At 59.1% G+C, this 22,638-nt stretch carries 21 protein-coding genes, 1 tRNA gene and 2 pseudogenes; 17 read left to right on the plus strand and 7 right to left on the minus strand.

Annotated elements, in window-relative coordinates; genetic code table 11:
- Positions 1–42 precede the first annotated feature (42 nt).
- Positions 43–555, minus strand: a complete 513-nt coding sequence (locus MHM97_RS02090) for an acyloxyacyl hydrolase (protein ID WP_239318978.1) — start codon at positions 553–555, stop codon at positions 43–45.
- Positions 556–741: 186 nt separating this feature from the next.
- On the opposite strand from MHM97_RS02090, the gene ychF reads away from it, so the two are divergent.
- The 3 genes from ychF to MHM97_RS02105 all read left to right on the plus strand — a co-directional run bounded on the left by ychF (position 742) and on the right by MHM97_RS02105 (position 3,376).
- Positions 742–1,839 (plus strand): redox-regulated ATPase YchF, encoded by a 1,098-nt coding sequence (ychF, locus tag MHM97_RS02095; protein ID WP_239318981.1) that lies wholly within the window; start codon positions 742–744, stop codon positions 1,837–1,839.
- Between the two features lie 156 nt (positions 1,840–1,995).
- A complete protein-coding gene (locus MHM97_RS02100) occupies positions 1,996–2,919 on the plus strand; it encodes a nucleoside hydrolase (protein WP_239318983.1) in 924 nt (307 codons plus the stop codon).
- A 367-nt stretch (positions 2,920–3,286) separates the two neighbouring features.
- Positions 3,287–3,376: transfer RNA gene (locus MHM97_RS02105), tRNA-Ser, on the plus strand.
- A 145-nt stretch (positions 3,377–3,521) separates the two neighbouring features.
- Here the strand turns inward: MHM97_RS02105 and MHM97_RS02110 are convergent.
- Positions 3,522–3,846: pseudogene (locus tag MHM97_RS02110) on the minus strand (IS3 family transposase); the annotation flags it as partial.
- Between the two features lie 133 nt (positions 3,847–3,979).
- Here MHM97_RS02110 and MHM97_RS02115 point away from each other — a divergent pair.
- The 3 genes from MHM97_RS02115 (at position 3,980) to MHM97_RS02125 (ending at position 5,842) form a co-directional block, all read left to right on the plus strand.
- Positions 3,980–4,489 (plus strand): sigma-70 family RNA polymerase sigma factor, encoded by a 510-nt coding sequence (locus tag MHM97_RS02115; RefSeq protein WP_239319217.1) that lies wholly within the window; start codon positions 3,980–3,982, stop codon positions 4,487–4,489.
- Positions 4,486–5,169 carry an anti-sigma factor gene (locus MHM97_RS02120; protein WP_239318985.1) on the plus strand — a complete coding sequence of 228 codons (684 nt, stop codon included), beginning with the start codon at positions 4,486–4,488 and terminating at the stop codon, positions 5,167–5,169. Before MHM97_RS02115 ends, MHM97_RS02120 begins: the two co-directional genes overlap by 4 nt.
- Before the next feature lie 121 nt (positions 5,170–5,290).
- Positions 5,291–5,842 carry a fasciclin domain-containing protein gene (locus tag MHM97_RS02125; RefSeq protein WP_239318987.1) on the plus strand — a complete coding sequence of 184 codons (552 nt, stop codon included), beginning with the start codon at positions 5,291–5,293 and terminating at the stop codon, positions 5,840–5,842.
- 106 nt (positions 5,843–5,948) lie between these two features.
- Here MHM97_RS02125 and MHM97_RS02130 read toward each other — a convergent pair.
- Together MHM97_RS02130 and MHM97_RS02135 are read right to left on the minus strand one after the other, a co-directional pair.
- Positions 5,949–6,080, minus strand: a pseudogene (locus tag MHM97_RS02130) (IS3 family transposase); the annotation flags it as partial.
- Between the two features lie 8 nt (positions 6,081–6,088).
- Positions 6,089–6,793 carry a helix-turn-helix transcriptional regulator gene (locus tag MHM97_RS02135; protein ID WP_239318989.1) on the minus strand — a complete coding sequence of 235 codons (705 nt, stop codon included), beginning with the start codon at positions 6,791–6,793 and terminating at the stop codon, positions 6,089–6,091.
- A 104-nt stretch (positions 6,794–6,897) separates the two neighbouring features.
- Between MHM97_RS02135 and MHM97_RS02140 the strand changes: the two genes are divergently transcribed.
- On the plus strand, positions 6,898–7,335 hold the full coding sequence (locus MHM97_RS02140) for a VOC family protein (protein WP_239318991.1): 438 nt from the start codon (positions 6,898–6,900) through the stop codon (positions 7,333–7,335).
- Between the two features lie 815 nt (positions 7,336–8,150).
- Here MHM97_RS02140 and MHM97_RS02145 read toward each other — a convergent pair.
- From MHM97_RS02145 to MHM97_RS02155, 3 genes are all read right to left on the minus strand, one after another.
- Positions 8,151–8,537 (minus strand): RidA family protein, encoded by a 387-nt coding sequence (locus tag MHM97_RS02145; protein WP_239318992.1) that lies wholly within the window; start codon positions 8,535–8,537, stop codon positions 8,151–8,153.
- Between the two features lie 76 nt (positions 8,538–8,613).
- A complete protein-coding gene (locus tag MHM97_RS02150) occupies positions 8,614–9,519 on the minus strand; it encodes an alpha/beta hydrolase family protein (protein WP_239318993.1) in 906 nt (301 codons plus the stop codon).
- 801 nt (positions 9,520–10,320) lie between these two features.
- Positions 10,321–11,157, minus strand: a complete 837-nt coding sequence (locus tag MHM97_RS02155; RefSeq protein WP_239318994.1) for a helix-turn-helix domain-containing protein — start codon at positions 11,155–11,157, stop codon at positions 10,321–10,323.
- 131 nt (positions 11,158–11,288) lie between these two features.
- On the opposite strand from MHM97_RS02155, the gene MHM97_RS02160 reads away from it, so the two are divergent.
- The 10 genes from MHM97_RS02160 to MHM97_RS02205 all read left to right on the plus strand — a co-directional run bounded on the left by MHM97_RS02160 (position 11,289) and on the right by MHM97_RS02205 (position 22,631).
- Positions 11,289–12,263 (plus strand): threonine dehydratase, encoded by a 975-nt coding sequence (locus MHM97_RS02160; RefSeq protein WP_239318995.1) that lies wholly within the window; start codon positions 11,289–11,291, stop codon positions 12,261–12,263.
- Positions 12,264–12,274: 11 nt separating this feature from the next.
- Positions 12,275–13,180 (plus strand): DMT family transporter, encoded by a 906-nt coding sequence (locus MHM97_RS02165; RefSeq protein ID WP_239318996.1) that lies wholly within the window; start codon positions 12,275–12,277, stop codon positions 13,178–13,180.
- Between the two features lie 150 nt (positions 13,181–13,330).
- Positions 13,331–13,966, plus strand: a complete 636-nt coding sequence (locus MHM97_RS02170; protein WP_239318998.1) for an NAD(P)-binding oxidoreductase — start codon at positions 13,331–13,333, stop codon at positions 13,964–13,966.
- 528 nt (positions 13,967–14,494) lie between these two features.
- Positions 14,495–15,586, plus strand: a complete 1,092-nt coding sequence (locus tag MHM97_RS02175; RefSeq protein ID WP_239319000.1) for a GntR family transcriptional regulator — start codon at positions 14,495–14,497, stop codon at positions 15,584–15,586.
- 77 nt (positions 15,587–15,663) lie between these two features.
- Entirely contained in the window at positions 15,664–16,932 is a 1,269-nt protein-coding gene (locus MHM97_RS02180) for a Gfo/Idh/MocA family protein (protein WP_239319001.1), read from the plus strand.
- Positions 16,929–18,473: a hypothetical protein gene (locus tag MHM97_RS02185; RefSeq protein ID WP_239319002.1), complete on the plus strand. Its 1,545-nt coding sequence runs from the start codon at positions 16,929–16,931 to the stop codon at positions 18,471–18,473. The genes MHM97_RS02180 and MHM97_RS02185 overlap by 4 nt, the downstream gene beginning before the upstream one ends.
- 43 nt (positions 18,474–18,516) lie before the next feature.
- On the plus strand, positions 18,517–19,782 hold the full coding sequence (locus MHM97_RS02190) for an ABC transporter substrate-binding protein (protein ID WP_239319003.1): 1,266 nt from the start codon (positions 18,517–18,519) through the stop codon (positions 19,780–19,782).
- A gap of 63 nt (positions 19,783–19,845) precedes the next feature.
- Positions 19,846–20,793: a carbohydrate ABC transporter permease gene (locus MHM97_RS02195; protein ID WP_239319004.1), complete on the plus strand. Its 948-nt coding sequence runs from the start codon at positions 19,846–19,848 to the stop codon at positions 20,791–20,793.
- The gene (locus MHM97_RS02200; protein ID WP_239319006.1) at positions 20,790–21,620 is read left to right on the plus strand and encodes a carbohydrate ABC transporter permease; all 831 of its coding nucleotides are present in this window, start codon (positions 20,790–20,792) and stop codon (positions 21,618–21,620) included. Before MHM97_RS02195 ends, MHM97_RS02200 begins: the two co-directional genes overlap by 4 nt.
- Positions 21,621–21,623: 3 nt before the next feature.
- Positions 21,624–22,631, plus strand: a complete 1,008-nt coding sequence (locus MHM97_RS02205; protein ID WP_239319007.1) for an ABC transporter ATP-binding protein — start codon at positions 21,624–21,626, stop codon at positions 22,629–22,631.
- Positions 22,632–22,638: the final 7 nt, after the last annotated feature.

Here is a 22,638-nt window from a genome sequence, read left to right on the forward strand (position 1 = left end):
ATCAATCCCGCACGACAGTCATGATCGCAGAGCGGCGCAGCTTTAGCCGGGTGGGGTGCGGCCAAGGGGCATGTGCAGGCGCAAGGCGATGGTATTCAGCCCCGGGTTCACGTCGCCCACCGAGGCGTTGGAGATATGCGTCAGCGCCAGCGACACGCGCCGGCCGCCACGCAGATCGCGCCCGATGCCCAGCAGGGAGCGGATTTCAAAGGTCGACCCCAGATCGTTGCGCGCCGAGCTTTCGAAAAACACGCCGGGCATGATGCTGGCCTCTATGAACCAGCCCTCTCCAATCGGGCGATGCGCCTGGAGCCCCCCGCCCAGAAAGGCGTCGCCGGTCTCATGGATCTGGCCGGCCAGCCCAAGCCCGGCGTCAAAGCCCAGGATCTGCCAATCGCGGGGGCCCAGATACTCGGCGGAGAAATAGGGACCGCTGTCGGCTTGGTCTTCATGAAAGTCGGCATACCCCAATCCAAACGTCAGTTCTTGCGCCCGGAGTGTGGAGGGAAGCAACAGCATGGAAACAAATGTCAAAACGGAGATCGTGTTACGCATACGGACCTCGCTACTTGTGAACCGCCTGCGCCGGGACATCCGGCGCTGTAAGGCATAAAATCAGGATAAATGAATATGTATGGTTTGTGTCAATGCTCTGGTTCTGCCTGTCACACACGCTGTGCGCTTGCGAAAAGGCCCGTGAGAGCCTAAGTGCTGGCTCCCAAATGGCATCAGGAGGCCGGTATGGGCTTTAAAATGGGAATCGTGGGTCTGCCGAATGTGGGCAAGTCGACCCTGTTCAACGCGCTGACCAAAACCGCCTCGGCGCAGGCGGCCAACTTTCCGTTCTGCACGATCGAGCCGAACGTGGGCGAGGTGGGGGTTCCCGACGCACGCCTGGAGAAACTGGCAGCGATTGCGCAGTCCAAGCAGATCATCCCCACGCGCATGACGTTTGTGGATATCGCGGGCCTTGTGAAAGGTGCATCCAAGGGCGAAGGCCTGGGCAATCAGTTCCTCGCCAATATTCGCGAAGTAGACGCGATCGCCCATGTTTTGCGGTGTTTTGAGGACGGTGACGTCACCCATGTGGACGGTCGTGTGGACCCGGTTGCGGACGCGGACACCATCGAAACCGAGCTGATGCTGGCGGATCTCGAGAGCATCGAAAAACGCCGCGCCAACCTCGTGCGTAAACTCAAGGGCAACGACAAGGAAGCCCAGCAGCAGGACCGTCTGCTGGCAGAGGCTCAGGCGATGCTCGAAGACGGCAAACCCGCCCGGCTGGTCGAGGTCGATGCCGAGGATCAGAAAGCCTGGGCCATGCTGCAGCTTCTGACCACCAAACCGGTGCTTTACGTCTGCAACGTCGGCGAAAGCGAGAGCGTTGAAGGCAATGCGCATTCCACCAAAGTGGCCGAGATGGCCGCGGCCCAAGGTAACGCGCATGTGATCATTTCGGCGCAGATCGAGGAAGAAATCAGCCAGTTGGAGGCAGAAGAGGCGCAGATGTTCCTCGATGAGATGGGTCTGGCAGAGGCTGGGCTCGACCGTCTGATCCGCGCTGGCTACGAGTTGTTGCATCTTGAGACCTATTTCACCGTCGGCCCCAAGGAGGCGCGCGCCTGGACGATCCGTTCGGGCACTGCAGCGCCGCAGGCGGCGGGTGTGATCCACGGTGATTTCGAAAAAGGGTTCATCCGCGCCGAGACCATTGCCTACGACGATTTTGTTGCCTGTGGTGGCGAAAGCGGTGCAAAGGACGCCGGCAAGATGCGGGCCGAAGGCAAGAGCTATATCGTCAAGGATGGCGATGTGATGCACTTCCTGTTCAACACCTGATCCCGCTCAGTTGACGTTGAATTCCTGATGCCCGCCTTCCCAAGAAGGCGGGCATTTTTCTGATACAGTTGTCGGATATTCGAAACGCTGACAGGCTTGAGTTGCCGCTAACGGAAATGCTACACCCGCTCGATTAATCAGTCGTAGGTATAAAAAATGACAACGAAACTCATCATCGACACGGATCCCGGCATCGACGATGCAATGGCGATCTTCTACGCTGCCGCCGCCCCGGATGTCGAGCTTCTGGGCCTGACAACCATCTTTGGCAATGTGACCACCAAGATGGCCACCCGCAATGCGCTGCGCCTGCTGGAAGCCGCCGATCTGGACCTGCCTGTCGCGCATGGCGCCGAAAAGCCCATGGTGTTGCCGCCGTTTGAACCGTCAGCCCATGTGCATGGCGACGAGGGGTTTGGTGATATCCCTGCTGCCCAGCCCAAGGGGCAGGCGGTTTCCGAAGAAGCCGCCGATTTCCTGATCCGCATGGCGCGCGAGCACAAAGGCGAGCTGGTGGTGTGCCCGGTGGGTCCGCTTACCAATATCGCCCTTGCCGTTCAGCGTGACCCGGAGTTTGTGAAAAACTGCAAACGCATCGTCATCATGGGGGGCTCGCTTGAGGCAGGCGGCAATATCACACCCCACGCCGAGGCCAATATCTACCACGATCCCCATGCCGCCGAAGTGGTTTTTGCCGCCGCTGCGGGCAAGGTGGTGATGGTGGGGCTGGATGTGACGCTCAAGATCCTCTGCACCCCCGAGGATTTCGACGGCATCAAGGAACGTTCGCCGGAACTGGGTGGCATGCTCAAGGATATGAGCGTGTTCTACATCAAGTTTTATCAGGAGGTTGCAAACCTCAACGGCTGTTCCCTGCATGATCCCGCAGCAGTGATTGCCTGCACGCATGCGGATCTGTTCAAAACCCGCGCTGTCAAGCTTGGGGTTTCGGTCGAGGAAGACACCTCTGGCAAGACGCAGCTGGCGGATGACGCCCGGGGCGAAACCCATGTGGCGATGGAGGTCGATGCCGATGCGGTAAAGGCCTTGTTCCTGAAGCGCCTGTCACTGCTGCCCTGATTGCAGCCTGATCGGTGCCTGGAACGTCGCGGGTTGTTGGGGGCAAGATCACGTGATCCGATGCCAGCCCGTGATCGTCTCTGCAAATCGGGGCACAAAAACGCGGATAGGGGCACTCTGCCTCCTTCCGCGGCCCCGGTTTGAGGGGCTGGGCGAGGGTGGCCAACCTGTTGCCACGGGCCTTCGGTTTCGTGCCAGCAGGCAGCCCCGAGCATGCGGCGCGCGGGATGGTCAATAAGCGAGGCCGCACCGTGTAAGCGGTCGCAAAGCCCTCGTAAATCATTCCGTATTTCCGGGGTTGATGTTCGTCACAGAAATTCCAAAAAACGCCTTGTCTCTCCTGACGGTGGCACATATACGGGTCAGCGGAGACGTGGCCGAGTGGTCGAAGGCGCTCCCCTGCTAAGGGAGTAGGCGGGAAACCGTCTCGAGGGTTCGAATCCCTTCGTCTCCGCCATAACCATAAATGAAGCCCATATATATCAGTGAGGTAGGGCTTTGCTGCTGCCGAAAGCGGCTCTTCTCCCCCCGTTTCAGCGTCTGCCTTCTTGGCAGCGAGACGCTTGAAGCGCGCTCACGCTCTTCTTGAGCCACCTGAACGTATATGGCTTTCCGTCATCCGTCCTGTGGTGCACAAAATCATACGACCATACGTGATTGCGATATTCTGGCCTCAGCCGGACATATGCGCCATCGTTAAGCCAGAGACTTCACTTTTTGGGTTGTTTCACCGGCACTTTGAGCCCGCCACAGAGGTTCGACACGCTTGTCGTGCACAAACCATCCTGCATCCCTTAGCAGGGCGGCAATCCGACGATACTCGTATCGACCATACTGCCGGGTCAGCTCGATCATGTCGGTCATTAGACCATCCTCGTCGGCACGCCCAACGGGCAGCCGTCTCTGTGTGGATCGGTGCTGCCCTATCCTCGCCCTCTGCCACCAGGTTTCCGTTGGGATTACAACTGGCATAATCTGAACTGTTGAGGCATGGTCGCGTCAGCCAGGGGACAGGAAGCACAGCCTTTTGACAGACGCGAATGACATTGAGAACGCGATCATGCGTGTGAGCCTTGGCGACCGCGAGGCGTTTTCTTTGCTCTATGACGCGACCTCTGCGAAACTTTTTGGCGTGTGCCTTCGTGTCTTGAATGACAGGGCAGAAGCCGAAGACACGCTCCAGGAGGTTTTTGTGAAGGTTTGGCACAAAGCCGACCAATACAAAGCCAACGGATACAGTCCGATGACCTGGCTGATCACGCTGACGCGGAATACGGCCATTGATCGGTTGCGGTCGAAAAAGGCCGTGAATGTGGACATCGCGGATGTGCATGATCTGTCGGATGCGGCGCCGACACCGGAGGCAGATGCCATTGCTTCATCAGAGCGACAAAGGCTGAACAACTGCCTGAATGAACTGGATGCAGACAGATCGGACGCGGTGCGCCGGGCGTATCTGGACGGCGACAGCTACAAAGACCTGGCGGCGCGTTACGATGTGCCGCTGAACACGATGCGAACCTGGCTGCGTCGCAGCCTGCTGACCCTGAAGGACTGCCTGAGCCGATGAGCCAAGAAGAAGATCATAACGACGACACGGCCCTGGCCGGTGAGTACGTCCTGAATCTTCTGGAGGATGACGAGCGTGCGGCGTTCGAGGCACGGCTGGTTGCAGAGGCGGCGTTGCGGGACCGCGTGCGCGAATGGGACGAGTCTCTCGTGGACCTCACCGATGGGATCTCGCCCGTGCCGCCGCCCCCCATGGTGAAGGACAGGCTCCAGGCAACACTTTTCCCGGAAACGATCAGGCGAAAACGCTCACTCTGGACCTGGCTGGCCGGAAGCATTGCTGCCGCGATAATCGTCGGTTTTGTCGTGCTGATGCCTTCGCTGCTGCAGGAGACGGCCTATGAGCCGACCTTAACCGCCAGCGTCGCGGCGGAAGACGGCACGCTTGTGGTTGCGGCCCAGTTCATCGCTGAAACGAAAGCGCTTGAGCTTGTGCGCGAAACGGGCGATGCGCGCCCCGGCCGCGTGTTGGAGCTTTGGTTGATTGCCGAGGGCTCCGATGCGCCGATGTCTCTTGGGGTGCTCCCTGATGACGCCGAAACGCGATTCACACTCTCACTCGACGTGGCACAACAACTGACCAATGGTGTTCTGGCGATCAGCGATGAGCCCCCGGGGGGCTCACCAACAGGTGCGCCGACCGGCGATGTTCTGGCGATAGGCCCCGTGACAAGCCTTTGATTCAACGTCCTGTTTCAAGTTTCTCCGAAAAACTTGGATTTTGGTGAAACTTCTTTCTCACACGCCCCGTGTCTTCTCCATCGCAAGGCCACCCGGCCTCGCCTGACAGAGGAGAAAGACCATGACATTCAAGACACTCGTTGCCACATCGACCGCCGCCCTCGCGCTTGCCACCGCGGCTTTCGCGATGAACCCATCCGTCGGCGGCGCCCCGATGCTCGAAGAGCGCAATATCATTGAGAACGCCGTCAACTCCCCGATCCACACCACGCTGGTTGCCGCGGTGAAAGCCGCCGATCTGGTGGAAACCCTGCAAGGCGAAGGCCCGTTCACCGTGTTCGCGCCCGTCAATGACGCGTTTGCCGCACTTCCCGAAGGCACGGTGGAAACACTTCTGAAGCCCGAAAACAAGGCGATGTTGCAAAAGGTTCTGACGGCTCACGTTGTGGCCGGAGATTGGTCGTCGGCAGATATCATTGCGGCCGCAAAATCGAGCAGCGATGGTTTCTACCACTTCAATGCTGTGTCCGGTGATGCGCTGTCGGCCAAAGTCATGGGCGAGAATGTCTACATCTTTGACGAAAGCGGCAACGCCAGCATGGTGACCGTGGCTGATGTGGATCAGTCCAACGGTGTGATCCATGTGGTGAATTCGGTTCTGGTGCCGAAGTAAGGCCCCCGTCAGTCACGATCTCCCACCGCCACAGGCGGTGGGAGCCGATGAATCGCCGCCCGCAGAGGCCGCGTTTATCAGGTCGCTCTGTTCAGGATTTTTTCCGCACACGCTGCACAGATGGTGAGGTGTCGACCCACTCCCGGCCTAAGTCATCGATGACGCGCAGTACACGGTACTTGCGCCCCTCCGAGCGACTGCCCGATGCGAAGTCCAGCGACCATCTTTGGTTCGGCAACTGACGTCTCAAGCCCCCTCTTGAAAGCGCTGCCGTTCCGCATCCGTCGCCTCGCGCCACTCCACGCGAAGTAGGTCCATTCGCCGAGGAATACTGTCTTCAAGAACCTCCGCCTCAATGATCCGTTCTGTTCGAAAGTAACGAAAGCCTTCTCGCAATTCGCACCATGCGGCGATGATACGACTGGTGTCCCGATACCCCAGCAGTATAGGCCAGATCACACGACGGGTCCGTTGGCATGCGTTGTCTGAGTATGTCAGGGCTATCTTTTTGCGGTGCCGAATTGCTAGACGAATGGCGCTGGCGCCAAGCACCTCATCCGGCTGAGCGACAGGCGCCACGCTGACCGCCGGGTGAAGAAACGACGTCCGGTACTTGGCCGGGGCGACAGCTTCGAGCTTGGTGATGAGCTTCTCAGCAGCCAGCGCAAGCTCGGGCTCGCCCCGAGACTGAACCCAAAGAACTCCAAGTGTCACGGCCTCGATTTCGTCCGGGGTCAGCATCAGCGGTGGCATGTGAAAGCCGGGCTCCAACACATAGCCGACCCCGGCCTCGCCGTTGATAGGCACGCCCTGTCCGATCAGCGCGGCAACGTCGCGATACACTGTGCGCTTGGTCACGCCCAACGCGTCGCCAATGGACTGGGCAGAGATCGGGCCCTTGGCACGTCTCAGAACCTCGATGACTTCAAATAGCCTGTCGCCACGCCGCATGTGATCTCCTTTCGGTGAAGCAGACCATACTGACATTATGCTGACAACACGCTGTCAGCATAGTCACTGTAAGAGCAGGGCAGACAACATACGGAGATCAAAACATGAGACGCTTCATTGCCACCGCCCTCACCGCAATCCTGCCCACAGCGCTTGTTGCAGAACCGGCGGAGCAAGCGGGAACCGCGCCAATCATGGCCATGGGCGCCTATGTGCCGACCGACGACATGAAGGGCTCGGAAGCCTTCTATCGCGTTCTGTTCGACAGCGATCCTGTAATCGGGCTGCCGGATTTTGTAGCCTTTGGGGTGGCGGGCGGATGGTTCGCAATCGTGTCGCGGAGCAAATACGCACCGGGGGCTGAGGCGGGGTCGGGCGCAGTCCCTTACCTGCAATCGTCCGATTTGGAGGCCCTGCAAGTCCGCGCCATGGCCGCCGGTGGGGCCGTGCCGGAGATCATCAAGGAACCAGGTATCCAGCTGCTCAAGATCACCGACCCCAATGGTCAGCTGATCGAGTTTTTCAGACTGACCGGTCAGTGACGCACACAACACGCACCGCAATCTAAACGGACATCGCACAAAGCCGAAGAAACACTTCGTCGTTGCGACCAAGGATATGGAAGCCGCGGCGCGCTTCTGTGCGCCTCGGTGAAAGTCGTCTCGCGGCGGGTGCACCAAGTGTAACGCACTTCCAACCATCGACCTGAGCAAGACCAAACGGTTAAGTCAGCGGTGTTGGCGGCGCCAATACACCCGGGATCTCGAGCACGGCGAAACTCGTTCGGTTCGGGGCGCTGAGGGCGGAGATACTCGGCCGCCTGCTACGAGGTGTGATTGAAAACGAAGGCGTCCGGGGCGCATATCCTCGCGCCTAACCAAGAGATGAGCCCGCAGATAGCTCCGGCAGCAATCAGAATAAGGCCTGCGATCGGCGTCGCAAAAAGTGCCCAACTGATCGTAAAACTAAGAGCCATACCGCCAAAAACCGCAGTGAGCCAACCTCCCCAACCTGTCCAGAGAGCGACAGCAAAAATCAAGCATGCAGGCAGGGTGGAAACCCCGATCACCAAGGTTGTCATTGCGGATGCGAAGCCCAGAAATTCGATGGCCTCGAGGACTCGTGGATCGAGAGGAGCCTGTCGTGCCAGTTGGGCGAGGAGAATAGTCACGATGCTCAGAGAGATCCAAAGCGCGAGAAGTGCCGTCGGACCCAGCAGCGACGCACGCAAGAGCGCGCGTCGCTTCACCGGGGTTGGGGACCGCAGAGGATTTCGGGTTGGCATTGTCTGTACGCCCTCCGGGCAGAATTCAGGCAGGATCGAAGATGCCCACGCCCGGAGGGGCGCGTGATCCGGTCAGCTGTCGGGTTGCAGAGCGGTCACTTCGATTTCGATCAACATATCAGGAACCGCCAGACTTGCTTCGATCATTGTCGCCGCTGGTGGGTGAGCCCCGAACGTCTTTGACAAAATCGGCCAACACGCCGGGAAGTCCTCTGCATGCTTCAGGTAATAGTTGATCCGCACGACGTCCTGCAGGCTTGCGCCCACCGATGCCAAGGCGGACCCGATGTTTTCCAGGCATTGGCCTGCCTGTTTTTCGACTTCAGGTTCGATTTCCATGGTCGCGTAGTTGTAACCAGTCGTACCGGAGACGAAGATCCATCTGTCAGCCGTAACAAGCCGAGCATAGCCAATTTCCTTCTCAAATTCGCTCCCCTTGGGATGTCGGACGATTTTCATGTTGCTTCCTTTGTTTGTGCGTCCACCCGCATCCTCCCTTGAAGAGGATACGTGAGATATTGGGGCAGACCTTGGGTTATTGTGGGGTCAGGAATTGTGCGGTGATGGTGGCCGTCGAATGCGGGAAATCATGGCCACTCTCCACCCAGGTGAGACGTGCTGACGCGCCGATTTCATTGACCAGGCCCTCGATGTGTTCGGCGTCGTAGAACGTGTCCATCGTGCCGCCGATGAAATGAACCAATCGGTCGTTGAAAGCGCCGGCGTAAAGATGCTGTGCCGTGAAACTTGTGGTGTGCCCCTCCGACACGTCGAGAAAGGGCATCCCGATCAGCAGTGTCTTTTCAACGTTTTCGTTCAGTGCAGCACCGATGTAACCCACCCACGCCCCCAGCGAGAAGCCCACGATGGAAACGCGATCCGCATCTACACCTTCGAACTCCGACAGGGTGTCAAGACCACGCGTCAGATCCATTGCGGATTGCGCGATCATCTTTCTTGCGGCTTCAAGATACCCCTCTTCGAGATACGTATAGGGGTTCTGAAAATCGTGCGATTGCACACGCGCCCCATGATTGCGCAGGTCGAAGGCCATAACCGCAACGTTGCTTTCCAACAGCGCAGCACGATGAGACGCGGGAAACGAGTACGGACCATCATCCGTTCGCCACCATTGGTCCGCAGACTGCGTAATTCCGTGCAGCAGGACCGCGATCGGCACACTTGCGTCACCCGACACGGACGGAATTTCCAGCACAGCGCGGATCGGCTCATTGTCGAACCCGGTAAAGGAGTATTCGATAACGCGGCTGTTTGGGGTGTCGTGCTCTCTTGTAATTTTAACGTCCAATGGTAGATGCGGATCAACAGCATAATACGACCGCAATACGTCCAGTTTTGTCTCCGCAAATGCGGCCGGCGCGACGGCGATGAGGCTCACCGCGGTCAGCGATATGTTTAAAAGTCGTCCTAACAGGCTCATTTTCTCCAGCTCCGTTGTGGTGTCTTCAGTCGAAGACGACAGAGGCCGGCAGTGTGTGACACATGTTTCGGACATTTCCCGACGTCGACAAAAGGACGCGCCCGGTGCGGCACAAACACGGGACACGTTCCCTTCGCTGCAGACGCAAAACACTTACTTAATCGGTCCTGACGCCATCCCGGGATAGCATAAGCGCTTTCCGTGCATTGGCGTTCTAAAGATCTGGCGAAGCATTACGTCAGGGGGGGGGCGAACCGGATACTCGCGGTTTGCCCACAATAATCCGGTTCTCGGTGATTGGGTCAGTTTATGACGTAAAAGCCAATTTCGTCTGACGCTCAACATTTGATGTGGGACGTCGAACACCTTTGACCCAATCCGCGGCCAAAACCCGAGGGAACGGAACGGCCGCGTCATGCAATTCTGACCCAAACGTCAAGCATTTCTGACCCAATACGACAGCTGCCCTTCATGCGGATCGAAACGAAGGCGGGCGCAGAACCCAACTTTACCAAATGCTGCGTCCTGGTCGCATGAAAGGGAAGCGTAGAGAGCTCCCTTTGCAAAGTCGGAGCTACCAGCGGGGCCCAAGGGCTGCGAATACATCCCGGACGCGAAGAGTGCCCGTAGGACGCACAAAAACTCAGAATTGTAACGACAAGGGGTGTGTTGAGGGCCGAAGTGTCCGCGTATGTTGGCGAACAATCAGTATAAATCCGAACGCGGATTGTATAAGGTGTGAAATGCCTGGCCTGACGGAGCGCCTTTTCCCTGCAGGTGGTAGAAAAAGATGCCCTACCTTCAACGGCAATCAGCATTCTGGTTCCAGCGACGCCTTTCGAAATGGCTTGGCGGCAGGCCTAGCCGCTTTTGAAATTGGGCCGTCATATGCGCATGTGATGCAAATCCGCATTTAATAGCGATGGCAGTCAATGGCTCTGTCGAGTCTGCGAGCAAGGCGCGGGCGCGTGCAAGACGGCGATCAATGATATATTGCTGCGGGGACCGTCCGACCGCAGCGGTGAACGATCTGGTGAAGTAGCCGGGGGACAGGCCTATCGCATCGGCCAGCTCTGAAACGGTCAGACCACTACCGATCCTGTCCTCGATGAGATCATTGATACGGCGCATGCGAAATCCGGTCATGCAGCGTGCGTCGCTCGGAAGCGCTCCTGTCTTCTCCAGGTCCTGCGCGGCCCGGGTGGCAATCTCGCTTGCCAGAGCTTCGCACTCCAGAGGGTCCGCCTGGCCTGCACGCAGCATCTGGCGACGCAGGCTGAAGGCTGCCGAGACTGCCCGCCGGTCCACGCGGTCGCTGAAACGCTGGGCGTTGGCAAGTCGTCCTTCCGCGCCGGCGCCGGAGAGCCGCAGGTACTCACCACCAGAATCTGAGCAAGAAAAAACATCGCACCCAGCCGGGATCAGAGCCAGAGTGTTGGCCCCAGTTTCGAAATTTCGGCGTTTGTCGGAGGCAAATGCATGCGTCCCTTTCTGTGGGTCAAAAGCAAAACCCACGACGCATGAGCCGGGCGTAAAGGACACTTCGTATGCGCCCTGCGGCAGCAGTTCGATACTCCATTGCCCGGCATGCAAGCGCCTTGGGCCGTATTTCCGCCTAGGATTTTTTACACCAACCATGGGGCCTTGATAGCGGAAAGCCGGACAACAAGCATCATCCAGAAGCCGCTTGACGATGTTTCCGTCAGATTTGTGAAAGCCAGCCCGGCGGTCGCCGGATACGCAGAGGCAAATTGAGAAGGAAACCGCAAATGGAATTGTTCACACGCTCGGAACTCGATGAGGCTGCACAGATCGTGCAGGAAACCGTCCTGCCGACGCCGGCGTATTCCTGGCCGCTTCTTGCGCGCCGAACTGGGGCGGATGTTGTGGTCAAGCATGAGAACCACACCCCGACCGGTTCGTTCAAAGCGCGTGGCGGGCTTGTGTTCGTCGAAAACCTCCGGCGGCGGGGCGCTTTGCCGCAGGGTATTGTGACCGCGACGCGCGGGAACCACGGTCAATCCATCGCTATGGGGGCCGGCCGGGTTGGTATTCCGGCCGCCATTGTGGTGCCCGAGGGAAATTCGGTTGGCAAGAATGATGCAATGGCCGCATTCGGTGGCGAGGTCATCGTCGCAGGCTGCGACTTTGATGACAGCCGTGCCATCGCATTGGAACTGGCTGCGGAACGCGGCTACCAGTTCGTTCCCTCGTTTCATCGCGACCTTGTTGCGGGTGTCGCCACCTATGCTCTGGAGCTGTTTACAACTCACCCGGATCTGGATGTTGTGCTGGTCCCCATCGGTATGGGGTCGGGGATTTGTGGACTGATTTCTGTCCGGGACATGCTCGGACGAAAAACCGAGATCATTGGCGTGGTCGCCGAAGGGGCTGCGGCCATTTCGAAATCCTTCGAGGCCGGGAGGCCGGTGCCGACACTGACGGCCAGAACATTTGCCGATGGTGTGGCGTGCCGGGAGCCGCAACCTGAGGCGTTTAACATCATCAAATCTGGAGCGAGTGACGTCCTAAAAGTCAGTGATCGCGAAATCGCGGAAGCAATGCGCGCGCTGTACACCGATACGCATAATCTCGTTGAGGGGGCTGGTGCCGCGCCCCTTGCTGCATTGCTGAAGCACCAAAGCCGCTTCGCCGGAAAGAAGGTGGGGCTGATTCAAACCGGCGCAAATATCGACCTCCATGCATTCGCCGAGGTTCTCGATGGCCGCACGCCAGCGTGCTGAGGGGGACGACGATGTCAAACTGCGATACGAGATCCCCGGCCAGCGCCTTTCTCCCCGCATTGGCGGCCATCGGTGCTGTCATAATCTGGGGGGCATCCCCAGCAGCAACGGCGATTGCCGCGCGCGATGTGCCGCCCGATCTCATCGGCGGATTAAGGACCATCCTCGGAGCACTTTTTCTGACCCCCTTAGCTGGCCGCTTTTGGTCCGCCTTGCCACGTGACCTGTCCGCACGAATAGAGCTTCTTGTCGGAGGGGTCGCGGGCTTTGCGGCCTATCCCGTGCTGCTAAGTATAGGCGTGGCGAATACTTCGGTCATGCACGCATCACTGATCCTCGCGTCAGCGCCGGTATTCACGGGTCTTGTCAGCTTTATCATCACCAGAAGCTGGCCTCGATCCATATGGTGGATCGGGGCGGCAATGGCGATCACCGGTGTTGGGATCTTGCTGCTCTATCGAGGGGCGCCAACAGCGTCGGCTGCATCGTCAAGCATCGCTGGTGATTTTACCGTTCTTTTGTCAGTGCTGTTTGCAAGCGTCGGCTACGTCTTTGGAGGCCGATCCTCAGGGCGGATCGGACAGTGGCCCACGACCTTTTGGAGCCTGGTTGCGGGCTCGCTTGTCCTTCTCCCGTTCATCGGCCCACGTGCAATTGCATGGAACTGGACGGAGGTCAGTCACAGCAGTGTTCTGGCGCTCTTGTTCCTGGTCCTTCTGGTCACGGTGGTGGGTTATGTTCTGTGGTTCTGGGCGCTTGGCAAGGTCGGAGCAGGCAAGGTCGCCCCGCTGCAATTCGGACAACCCGTCGTGGGTGTGCTGCTGGCGGCTGTTCTGTTTGCGGAGCCGTTGACTTTTCCAATCGCGCTTTCGGCGGGGCTGACGATCCTTGGAGTTTGGGTCGCGCGTAGGGCGTGAACTCGTACGCGCCTGGCGATTGTTAAATACACCGGAAAACTTGCCGGACATCAACGTGACCGGCTCCCCATCCTTGGTTCCGGGTTTTCCGGTTCCCGCAATGAAAGTCTCGGCACGGGGCAACCCGGGCCAAATAAAGAAAGGCAGATAATGAAACTTGTCATTCTCGGCGCGAACGGACGCACTGGGGTACATGTGCTGCGTCGCGCACTTGATGAAGGCGCTCACATCACTGCTGTAGTCCGGTCCAAAGCAAAACGACCGGAGCTAAGGCATCACAGGTTGAAAGTCGTGGCCGGCGACCCTTGCGACCCGAAGTTTCTGACCGCGGTCTTCCGCGGTCAGGACGCGGTTATTTCAACTCTTGGCGGCAGACGTCCGACCAAGACTGCGACATCCATCTATTATCGATCAGCGAGCGCAATTGTCGAAGCGTCTCGGCAAACCGGTCTCAAAAAGGTCGTCGTCACGTCGAGTGCGCTTCTCTTTCCGCCCCGACGATGGATTGACCGCTTGTTGAAGATCGTGGTGCGCAGTGTTGTCACAAGCGCCAGCCTGATGGAGCAGATCCTGCAGGCCGCCGATCTTGACGTGACCATCGCGCGATGCGGTTTTCTAACCGACGCCGATGAGACGGAGTATCGTACGGTGAATGGGGCATTGCCCGAGGCAGGATCATCGGTTTCCCGTCGTAGTTTGGCTCATTTTCTTGTGGATGCCGTACAAGGGGCATCGTCTGGGCACATTGTGTGGGGCGTGTCAGCGCCCGCGAGGCCGGATGCATAGGCCACGGTTAAGGCTGGTTCGACATTCTGTCATGATAGGTTTGCTCTTTTTACACACTGGACCTGAGTACTGCACGCAGCGAAGACGCTCTTCCCGCCCAGCTTCGAATGCTGGTAGGGCGAAGTGCCATGCGGACCGTGTCCGCTTAGGGCTGGCTGATGTCATCTGGCGTCGGGCACGAGGTGCGGTATCCCTGCAACCCGATGCCGCGCCGCAAGTCCGGTGTGAGGCCATGACTACGGGTTACTGCGATCTGCACGAAAGTCCGAGAAACCCGAACGAGATCCGCCCTTCAAAAGGGGCAGATTCTTCTATCTGATGGTGTCTAGATGGAACTTATAAGTTCTTTCAATCCATTGCAGAGCATTGCGTGGATCGGTTGCGTAGATTTGGGCTCCTCGCGCATTAACTCTGGCCAAAGTGCGAAGCCAAGATTTCATCAATGTCATGGGCCGCGCTTTCATTTCGAGGGGTCATCGGACTATTCTTTCTGGCGAAACAGAAGACAGGCCCCGCCACTGGCCCAGCATGAAAATTAAGAGCAAGATGTCCAAGGACGCCGCAGTCAGGAACAAGCTAAAAAGAAAGATCGCCGAGGGGCAGCCCGGTGATCGGCTGCCGCGGGTGCGCGACTTGATGTCCGAGTTTGGCACCTCGCAGCGGGTCGTGGAACGGGTGCTAGCACCGCTGATCGAGGACGGTCAGATAACTGCTCGACCGGGCGCGGGGTTGCATATCGCCCAGCAGCCGGATGAAGCCGAAGCCGTCTTCAATGCCGATTGTCTGATCCTTTACAGAGCCTCTGAAAGCCGTCTTGCCCGCAGGCTACTGGTGGAGCTTGTTAACCGCCTGCGGCGCAACGGCTACCGCGTGGAAATGAAAGCCTTCGTCGATGAGGCGGAGGGCGAAAGCTTTCTGGAACGTCAGGGGCGCTTTCGTTGCTGTCTTTTGCAGACCAATTTCGAGGTCGTCTCGGTCAGGTTCCTTGCGCGTATCCTTGATTGTGCCGATGCGCTCGTGGTCGATGGTGTGTCGCTGACGGGCATAGATGCCGATGTCATCGGAACCAACTGGCGCGAAGCGCTGTCGGTCGGATACCGGATGCTTCAGGATCGGGGGCATAGCCGGATCGGCTTTTTGACGTCGGCACATGACGCACGCCAGATCGCAATGGCACGGCGCGAATTTCTGCTGCTCAGCGGGTGGGAAGGCCCTGCACCGCATCCCCGTCTGCACACCGTAGCGGCGCTTCCGGGGTCCTATCGTCACTCGGACCTCGTCGGTGCCTTGCCCGAAAGCCCACCGGATGCCGCTGCATCGACCGCTTTGATCATCTGGGGGCTGGTCGAAGGGCGGCTGCTGGATGCTGCATTGCAAGAAAAGAACCTGAAACTGGGTGAGGATGTCAGCCTTTTGCTTCTGGGCAGCGTCGATGTTCCGTCCGAACATGTCAGCCGTTTTGACATCGTCGGCAATTCGGACCGCGAAAAACTCGATCTGTTCGAAACGGTTGTCACTGCGCGGATCAAGGGCAGCAAGGAACCGCCACGCACCCATTATCTGCCGATCTACACGGTCGTGAATGGTTCAATCCAACGGCACGATGCGACATTGGCCTGAAGGGTGAGTATAGCTATCGTTGTTGGGCTAATTATACTCACTTAGGCTCGCCCCAAGAAGACATACTGGGGGCTTTGATGTCAAAATCGGATGACAGCTTTGGAATTGCCATCATCGGGGCCGGTGAGCGCGGCGTCTATTTCATCGGCAGCCGCATCGCCGAGGCCGCGCGCGATACGGGGCTGCGGGTAATCGGCGTGTTCGACCGTCTGGCCGACCGTGCCGAACTTGCCGCCGCGCACCTGAGTACGGTGTATAGGTCCGTCGGGTTGGACCACGAGGTTCGGGTCTTCGCGACGCTCGATGAAGCGACTGCGGATTCGGCGGTGGACCTTGCTATTGTGACAACCCACACTGACAGCCATCGTGAACCCGTCGAACGGGCGGTGGCCCACGGCAAGCGGGTCTACCTGGACAAGCCCATATCGGTGACGCTGAGCGATGCCGAGGAAATCGCAGTGGCCGAGCAGCGGTCGGGCCAGCCGATCATGATGGGGTTCACCCGTCGCTACGAACAGCCCTGGATCGAGTCCGTGCGTCTTGCCCATGGCGGGCGTATCGGCACCCCGCGCATGGTGTTGCTTCGGTCGGTCATTCCTTACACGCGCTATTTGCAGCTGTGGCATCGCAGCGGCGCGCGGTCGGGCGGTGCGCTGAATGACAAGGGATCGCATCATTTCGACGTGCTCAACTGGATCGCTGATGGGGCCCAGCCTGTTCAGGTCTCGGCGACGGGTGGTGTGTCGGGTATCTTTACCCCCGATCCGACCGCGGCCGCGCGCTGTAGCGAATGCGACCGCGATTGCCCCTATCGCCGCCACGAGACGCTGATCGACAAGTTCGAAGGCGTCGGCCGGGTTCCCAATGTCAGCTGGCAAACCGCAGAGGAGGTCCATGATCGCAACGACACCTGCGTCTATCATCCGGGTGCGGACATCGACGACCACGCCGTGGTCACTGTGCAATACGACAGCGGCCTTGTCGCAACATTGTTCTTCGCAATCTTCGGTCCGTGGGCGACGGATCAGGAAACACTCGAAATCATTGGAGACAGTGGCCGTTTGCGGATGGAGCGGCACAGCGGTGACATCGATCTCGTTGAACAGCATGGTCGCGCCCGTTCTATGGTGCACCATCCGAATCCTGATCGCAGCTCGTCTCATTACGGGGCTGATCGGGAATTGGTGCGCAAGCTTGAGCGGTTCCTGAAAGGCGAAACACCACCGGTGGGCGTGGCCGAAGGTGTGGACTCGCTGCGGCTGGTGACGGCAGCGCAGATGAGCCTTGCCGAGGGCGGCCGCCCGGTTGACCCGCGCAAGCTGTCCGTGGCGGAGGTCGCGCAATGATCAATGCCCCCCTGCCAGATCGCTTGTGCCCCCGTGCCACCTCGCTCGGTCTTGCCCCGTTCTACGGTGACATTCACAACCATTCCGACCTTTCCTATGGCCATGGTTCCTTCCCGGATGCGCTGATCAAGGCGGCGCTGCAGCTTGATTTCGTGTCGATCACGGGCCACGCTCATTGGCCGGACATGCCGGTGGGCGACCCTTCGGTCGCACATATCGTCGATTTCCACGTCAAAGGCTTTGCCAAGCTGCGCGCGGCCTGGCCCGGGCACTACGACAAATTGCGCAGGGCGGACCGGCCCGGTGCCTTCACCGTTTTCCCGGGATACGAGATTCATTCCGGCGCACACGGCGACTACACAATCGTGTTGGCGGATCTGGCGGACGGGCCACTGGAGCTGGCTGACGATCCGGCCGGGCTCAAGGCGGCGCTTTCGGCGCGTTACGGCGACAGGGCTCTCGCCTTTCCGCACCATATTGGCTACCGCACAGGCGCGCGGGGGATCAATTGGGCCACCTTCGACCCCGATCTGTCCTCTTTTGTCGAAATGTTCTCGATGCACGGCTGCGCTGAAGCGTCCGAGACCGAGCGCGGCTATCTTCATTCCATGGGGCCGGTAGATGGACATTCAACCATGGCTTACGGGCTGGAGCAGGGGCACCAGTTCGGCATCATCGGTAACACCGACCACCACAGTGGCTTTCCCGGCTCCTACGGACATGGCCGCATGGCGCTTTATGCCCCCGCACATGCCCGTGACACGTTCTGGGATGCGATGCGCGCGCGCCGGACCAATGCGCTAACCGGCGACCGTATCCATCTATTGGCGCAGATCGGCGAAACGGTGCAGGGCGGCACGGTCACGGCTGGGTCTGACGCACAGTTGGCGATTGAGGCCGTGGCAGGCGGAGCCATCGACTGCATCGACGTGATCCGCAATGGGCAGCTTTCGCATCGCATCAGCCCCGCCATCACGCCATCACCCATCGACGCAGAAAGCGACGAGACCTTGATCCATCTGGAAATGGGCTGGGGCGCGCGGGGAATGCGGCACGACTGGGATGGTACACTCAGGCTCGAGGGCGGTGAGATCCGCGCGGTTGAGCCGCGCTTTCGCGGCCGCGAGATCGTCTCGCCACTCGAAGGCGAGGACAGTGGCCACGCGATTCCCACGATCCAATCGGACGGGCAACGCGTGACCTTCTCCGTCACCGCTGAAGCCAACCCCAACAATACCACTCCTGCGACGCAAGGCCTGATGCTGCGCGCCGCATTGTCCGGGGATGCGGTGATCCATGCGCGGCTGTGCGGGCAGGATATCGCGATCCCTGCCGCGCGTCTGTTCGAGGGGGCCAAGTCGGGCAATTTGGGGGCAATCGATACCCCTGCCTGGCGGTTTCACCAGCTTGCTCGGGCGGAGCTTTGGCAATGGCAGGGCACTGTCCCGCTGGGGCGGCTGGATGCGGGCGACACGATCTATCTGCGGTTGCGACAGCAAAGCGGCCAGATGGCCTGGACCTCACCGATTTTCGTCAGGTGAAGGCAAAAAAAGACCAAGACCAAAATCATGACAGGAGGAAAACATGAAACACTTTAGAAATCTCATGACCGGGATCGCGACAACGACGCTCTTGGCGACCGGTGCGATCGCAGAGGATCTGACGATTGTCCACGGCTCCGTTGGCCGAGACCAAGAGGTCCTGCGCGGACAACTTGATCGTTTCGAAGCGGAGACGGGTCATACTGTGACGATCGTCTCGATGCCGGAAAGCACAACCGATCAGTTCGGTCAGTATCGGCTCTGGCTTTCGGCACAATCGAGCGATATCGACGTCTACCGGCTTGATGTGATCTGGGCACCGCAGCTGGCGTCGCATTTCGTAGATTTAAAGCCTCATGTGGCTGATATCGTGGACGACTTTGTGCCCGCTGCGATCGAAAGCCAGACAGTGGATGGCAAGCTGGTCGCACTGCCGATGTTCCTTGGCGCGCCTGCGCTCTACTATCGGGCAGACCTTCTGGAGAAATACGACCAAGAGGTCCCGACCACTTGGCAGGAGCTGACCGAGGCGGCGCAGGTCGTCATGGATGGCGAACGGGCAGAGGGTAACACCGACATGTGGGGCTTCGTCTTTCAGGGCGCGGCTTACGAAGGCCTGACCTGCAATGCGCAGGAATGGATCAACAGCTCCGGCGGAGGCCGGATTGTCGAATTGGACGGGTCCATCAACATCAACAACCCGCAGGCCGCCGCGGCAATTGACCTTGCGGCCAGCTGGGTCGGCGGCATCGCCCCTGAGGGTGTTCTGAACTACAAGGAAGAAGACGCACGCGGTGTCTTTCAGTCTGGCAATGCGGTCTTCATGCGCAACTGGAACTACGCCTACGCACTCGCCGCAGGCGAAGATAGCCCGGTGCGCGACAGCTTCGCAGTGACGACGCTTCCATCCGGCGGTGAGGGCATGTCCTCGTCCGCGACGCTGGGGGGCTGGAATTTGGGGGTCTCGCGCTATTCCGAGAACCAGGAAGCCGCGATCGAATTGGCGCGTTTCCTCACCAACTATGAAAACCAGAAGGAACGCGCGATCGTCACATCGCGTCCACCAACGCTGAATGCGGTCTACGAAGACGCTGAAGTGGCCGAGCAGCAGGAGTTCATCCCCCTCTGGAAGCCTGTGGTCGACAATGCCCTGCCGCGCCCATCGGCCGCGACACTGCGCAAATACAACGAAGTCTCGGCGGCGTTCTGGACAGCTGTTCACAACACCATGTCCGGCGATGGCGATGCGGCGACGAACCTGTCCCGCCTCGAGAACGAGCTGAAACGCCTGCGCGGGCCGCGCTGGTAAAGCCTGATTTTAAGAACCTGTTCCGGGCGGTATGGCCGCCCGGAAACCACAACGGAGGCAGCCATGGCTAAAACAGAACAAAGATCGCGCCTATCTCGAAGCCGCACCCGCTCGGCCTGGTTGTTTCTGGCGCCGATGCTCGTGATGCTCCTGATCGTCGCCGCTTGGCCGCTTGGCCGCACGATCTGGTTCAGTTTCACCGATGCGTCGCTCGACCTGATGAGCGAAGCCCGCTGGGTGGGGTTCCGCAATTACCTGGAATATGTCGATTTCGGCGACGGCGAGGGACAGTATTACGGCTTGCTGGCCGATCCCCGCTGGTGGCGTTCTGTCTGGAACACGATCCTTTTTGCCGCCGTTTCGGTTTCCTTCGAAACTGTCTTTGGCCTCATCATCGCGCTGGTGCTGAACCAGCAATTTCGGGGCCGTGCATTTGTCCGCGCGGCTGTTCTGATCCCGTGGGCGATCCCGACCATCGTTTCAGCCAAGATGTGGGCCTGGATGCTGCATGACCAGTTCGGGATCATCAATGATATGTTCATGGCGCTCGGTATGATTTCCGAACCTATCGCTTGGACCGCCTCACCGGAGACCGCAATGGTCGCCGTGATGATGGTCGATATCTGGAAGACGACGCCCTTTATGGCGCTGCTTATTCTGGCCGGGCTTCAGATGGTGCCGGGTGACATCTACGAGGCTGCGAAGCTTGACGGTGTGCCGGCCTGGCGCGTGTTCCGCCGCTTGACGCTGCCATTGATCATGCCGGCCGTCCTTGTGGCGGTTGTCTTCCGTGCTCTCGATGCGCTGCGTGTCTTCGACATCGTCTATGTCTTGACACCCAATACCGATGCGACGCGGACCATGTCTGTTTATGCGCGTGAGAATCTCTTTGATTTTGACCAATTCGCCTATGGCTCGGCCGCATCCACGTTGCTGTTCGTTGTGATCGCCTTGATCACCATCACGTTCATCATGGCCACTCGCATGGATCTGGAAGGTAAACGCTCATGAAACCTGCTCTTTGGCAAACTGCGGGCTTCTACGCCCTTGTCGCAATCATTGTTCTGCAGGCGATCTTCCCTTTCTACTACGCTATCCTCACCTCGCTCGAGGATGGGCAGGCGCTGTTTGAAGTGAACTACCTGCCCAAGGCGCTGAACTTTGCAAACTATCAGGCCATGCTGTCCGGGGGCGTGTTCGGCAAGCAGATCCTGAATTCTGTTTTCGTGGCGAGTGTGGTGGTCATCCTGTCGCTCTTCCTCGCGATCACCGCCGCCTTTGCCCTGTCGCGCATCCATTTCCGGGGGCGGGGGCTGCTGTTGCTCACGGTCCTGTCCGTGTCGATGTTCCCACAGATCGCGGTGCTGTCCGGGCTTTTTGAGGTCATACGTTACTTCGGTCTGTTCAACTCCCTCTGGTCCCTCGTGTTCTCCTACATGATCTTTACCTTGCCCTTTACGGTTTGGGTGCTGACGACGTTCATGCGCAACCTCCCGGTCGAGATCGAAGAGGCAGCGATCATGGACGGAGCCTCGTCGTTCACCATCATTCGCCGCGTGTTCCTCCCCCTGATGTGGCCTGCGATGGTAACGACGGGGCTTCTGGCCTTCATCCACGCGTGGAACGAGTTTCTGTTTGCGCTCACCTTTTTGTCGACGGACAGCCAGCGCACGGTCCCGGTCGCAATTGCTCTCATTTCGGGGCGCAGCGAATTCGAGATCCCATGGGGCAACATCATGGCGGCTTCGGTCATCGTGACCCTGCCTTTGGTGGCGCTCGTCCTCGTATTTCAACGCAAGATCGTGTCCGGCCTGACCGCCGGTGCTGTGAAAGGATAAACCATGGCGACTGTCGAACTTATCAACGTGTCCAAATCTTACGGGAACGTCGAGGTGCTGCGCGACATCAATCTGTCGCTTCAGAAAGGGGAGTTTGTTGTTTTTGTCGGCCCCTCGGGGTGTGGCAAGTCCACACTTCTGCGCATGATTGCCGGGCTTGAGGACATCTCTGGGGGGGATCTGCTGATTGATGGCAAACCTATGAATGATGAGATGCCCGCCAAGCGGGGGATCGCGATGGTTTTCCAATCCTATGCGCTTTATCCGCATATGACCGTGTTCGAGAACATGTCTTTCGGTCTGGAACAGGCCAAGCTCGACAAAGACGAGATCAAGGCGCGGGTCGAGAAAGCTGCGGAGATGCTACAAATCGAAGGGCTGCTTGACCGCAAGCCAAAACAGCTTTCGGGGGGGCAACGGCAGCGTGTGGCCATTGGCCGTGCGATCACCCGCGATCCCCGTGTGTTTCTGTTTGATGAGCCGCTGTCGAACCTCGACGCAGCCCTGCGGGTGGATACAAGGCTCGAAATCGCCGGATTGAGCCAGCGTTTGCCAGACACAACGATGATCTACGTTACCCATGATCAGGTCGAGGCGATGACGCTCGCGGACCGGATCGTGGTGCTGAACGGCGGGGTTGTCGAACAGGTGGGCACGCCGATGGAACTCTACGAACGGCCCGCCAGCCAGTTTGTGGCAGGGTTCATCGGAAGCCCGCGGATGAATTTCTTGAATGGTGCTGTTGCGCAAGCCCACGGCGCAGAATGCTATGGCATTCGACCCGAGCATATCGCGCTGGACCATGAAAACGGCGATTGGCGCGGCCGCGTGATACTGACCGAACGGCTGGGCTCTGATACCTTCGTCCATGTCAATGTCGAGGGCATCGGGACCGTCAATGTCCGGATCGAGGGCCGGGCGGAGGTTCAGGCCGGAGAGGCTGTGCATCTGACGCCTGATCCGGCTTCCATTCATCTGTTTGATGCGAGAGGGCAGCCTGTTTCGGGCTGAGAATAAC

It is taken from the genome of Epibacterium sp. Ofav1-8, from assembly GCF_022348185.1.
In the GTDB taxonomy this organism is placed as follows: Bacteria; Pseudomonadota; Alphaproteobacteria; order Rhodobacterales; family Rhodobacteraceae; genus Epibacterium.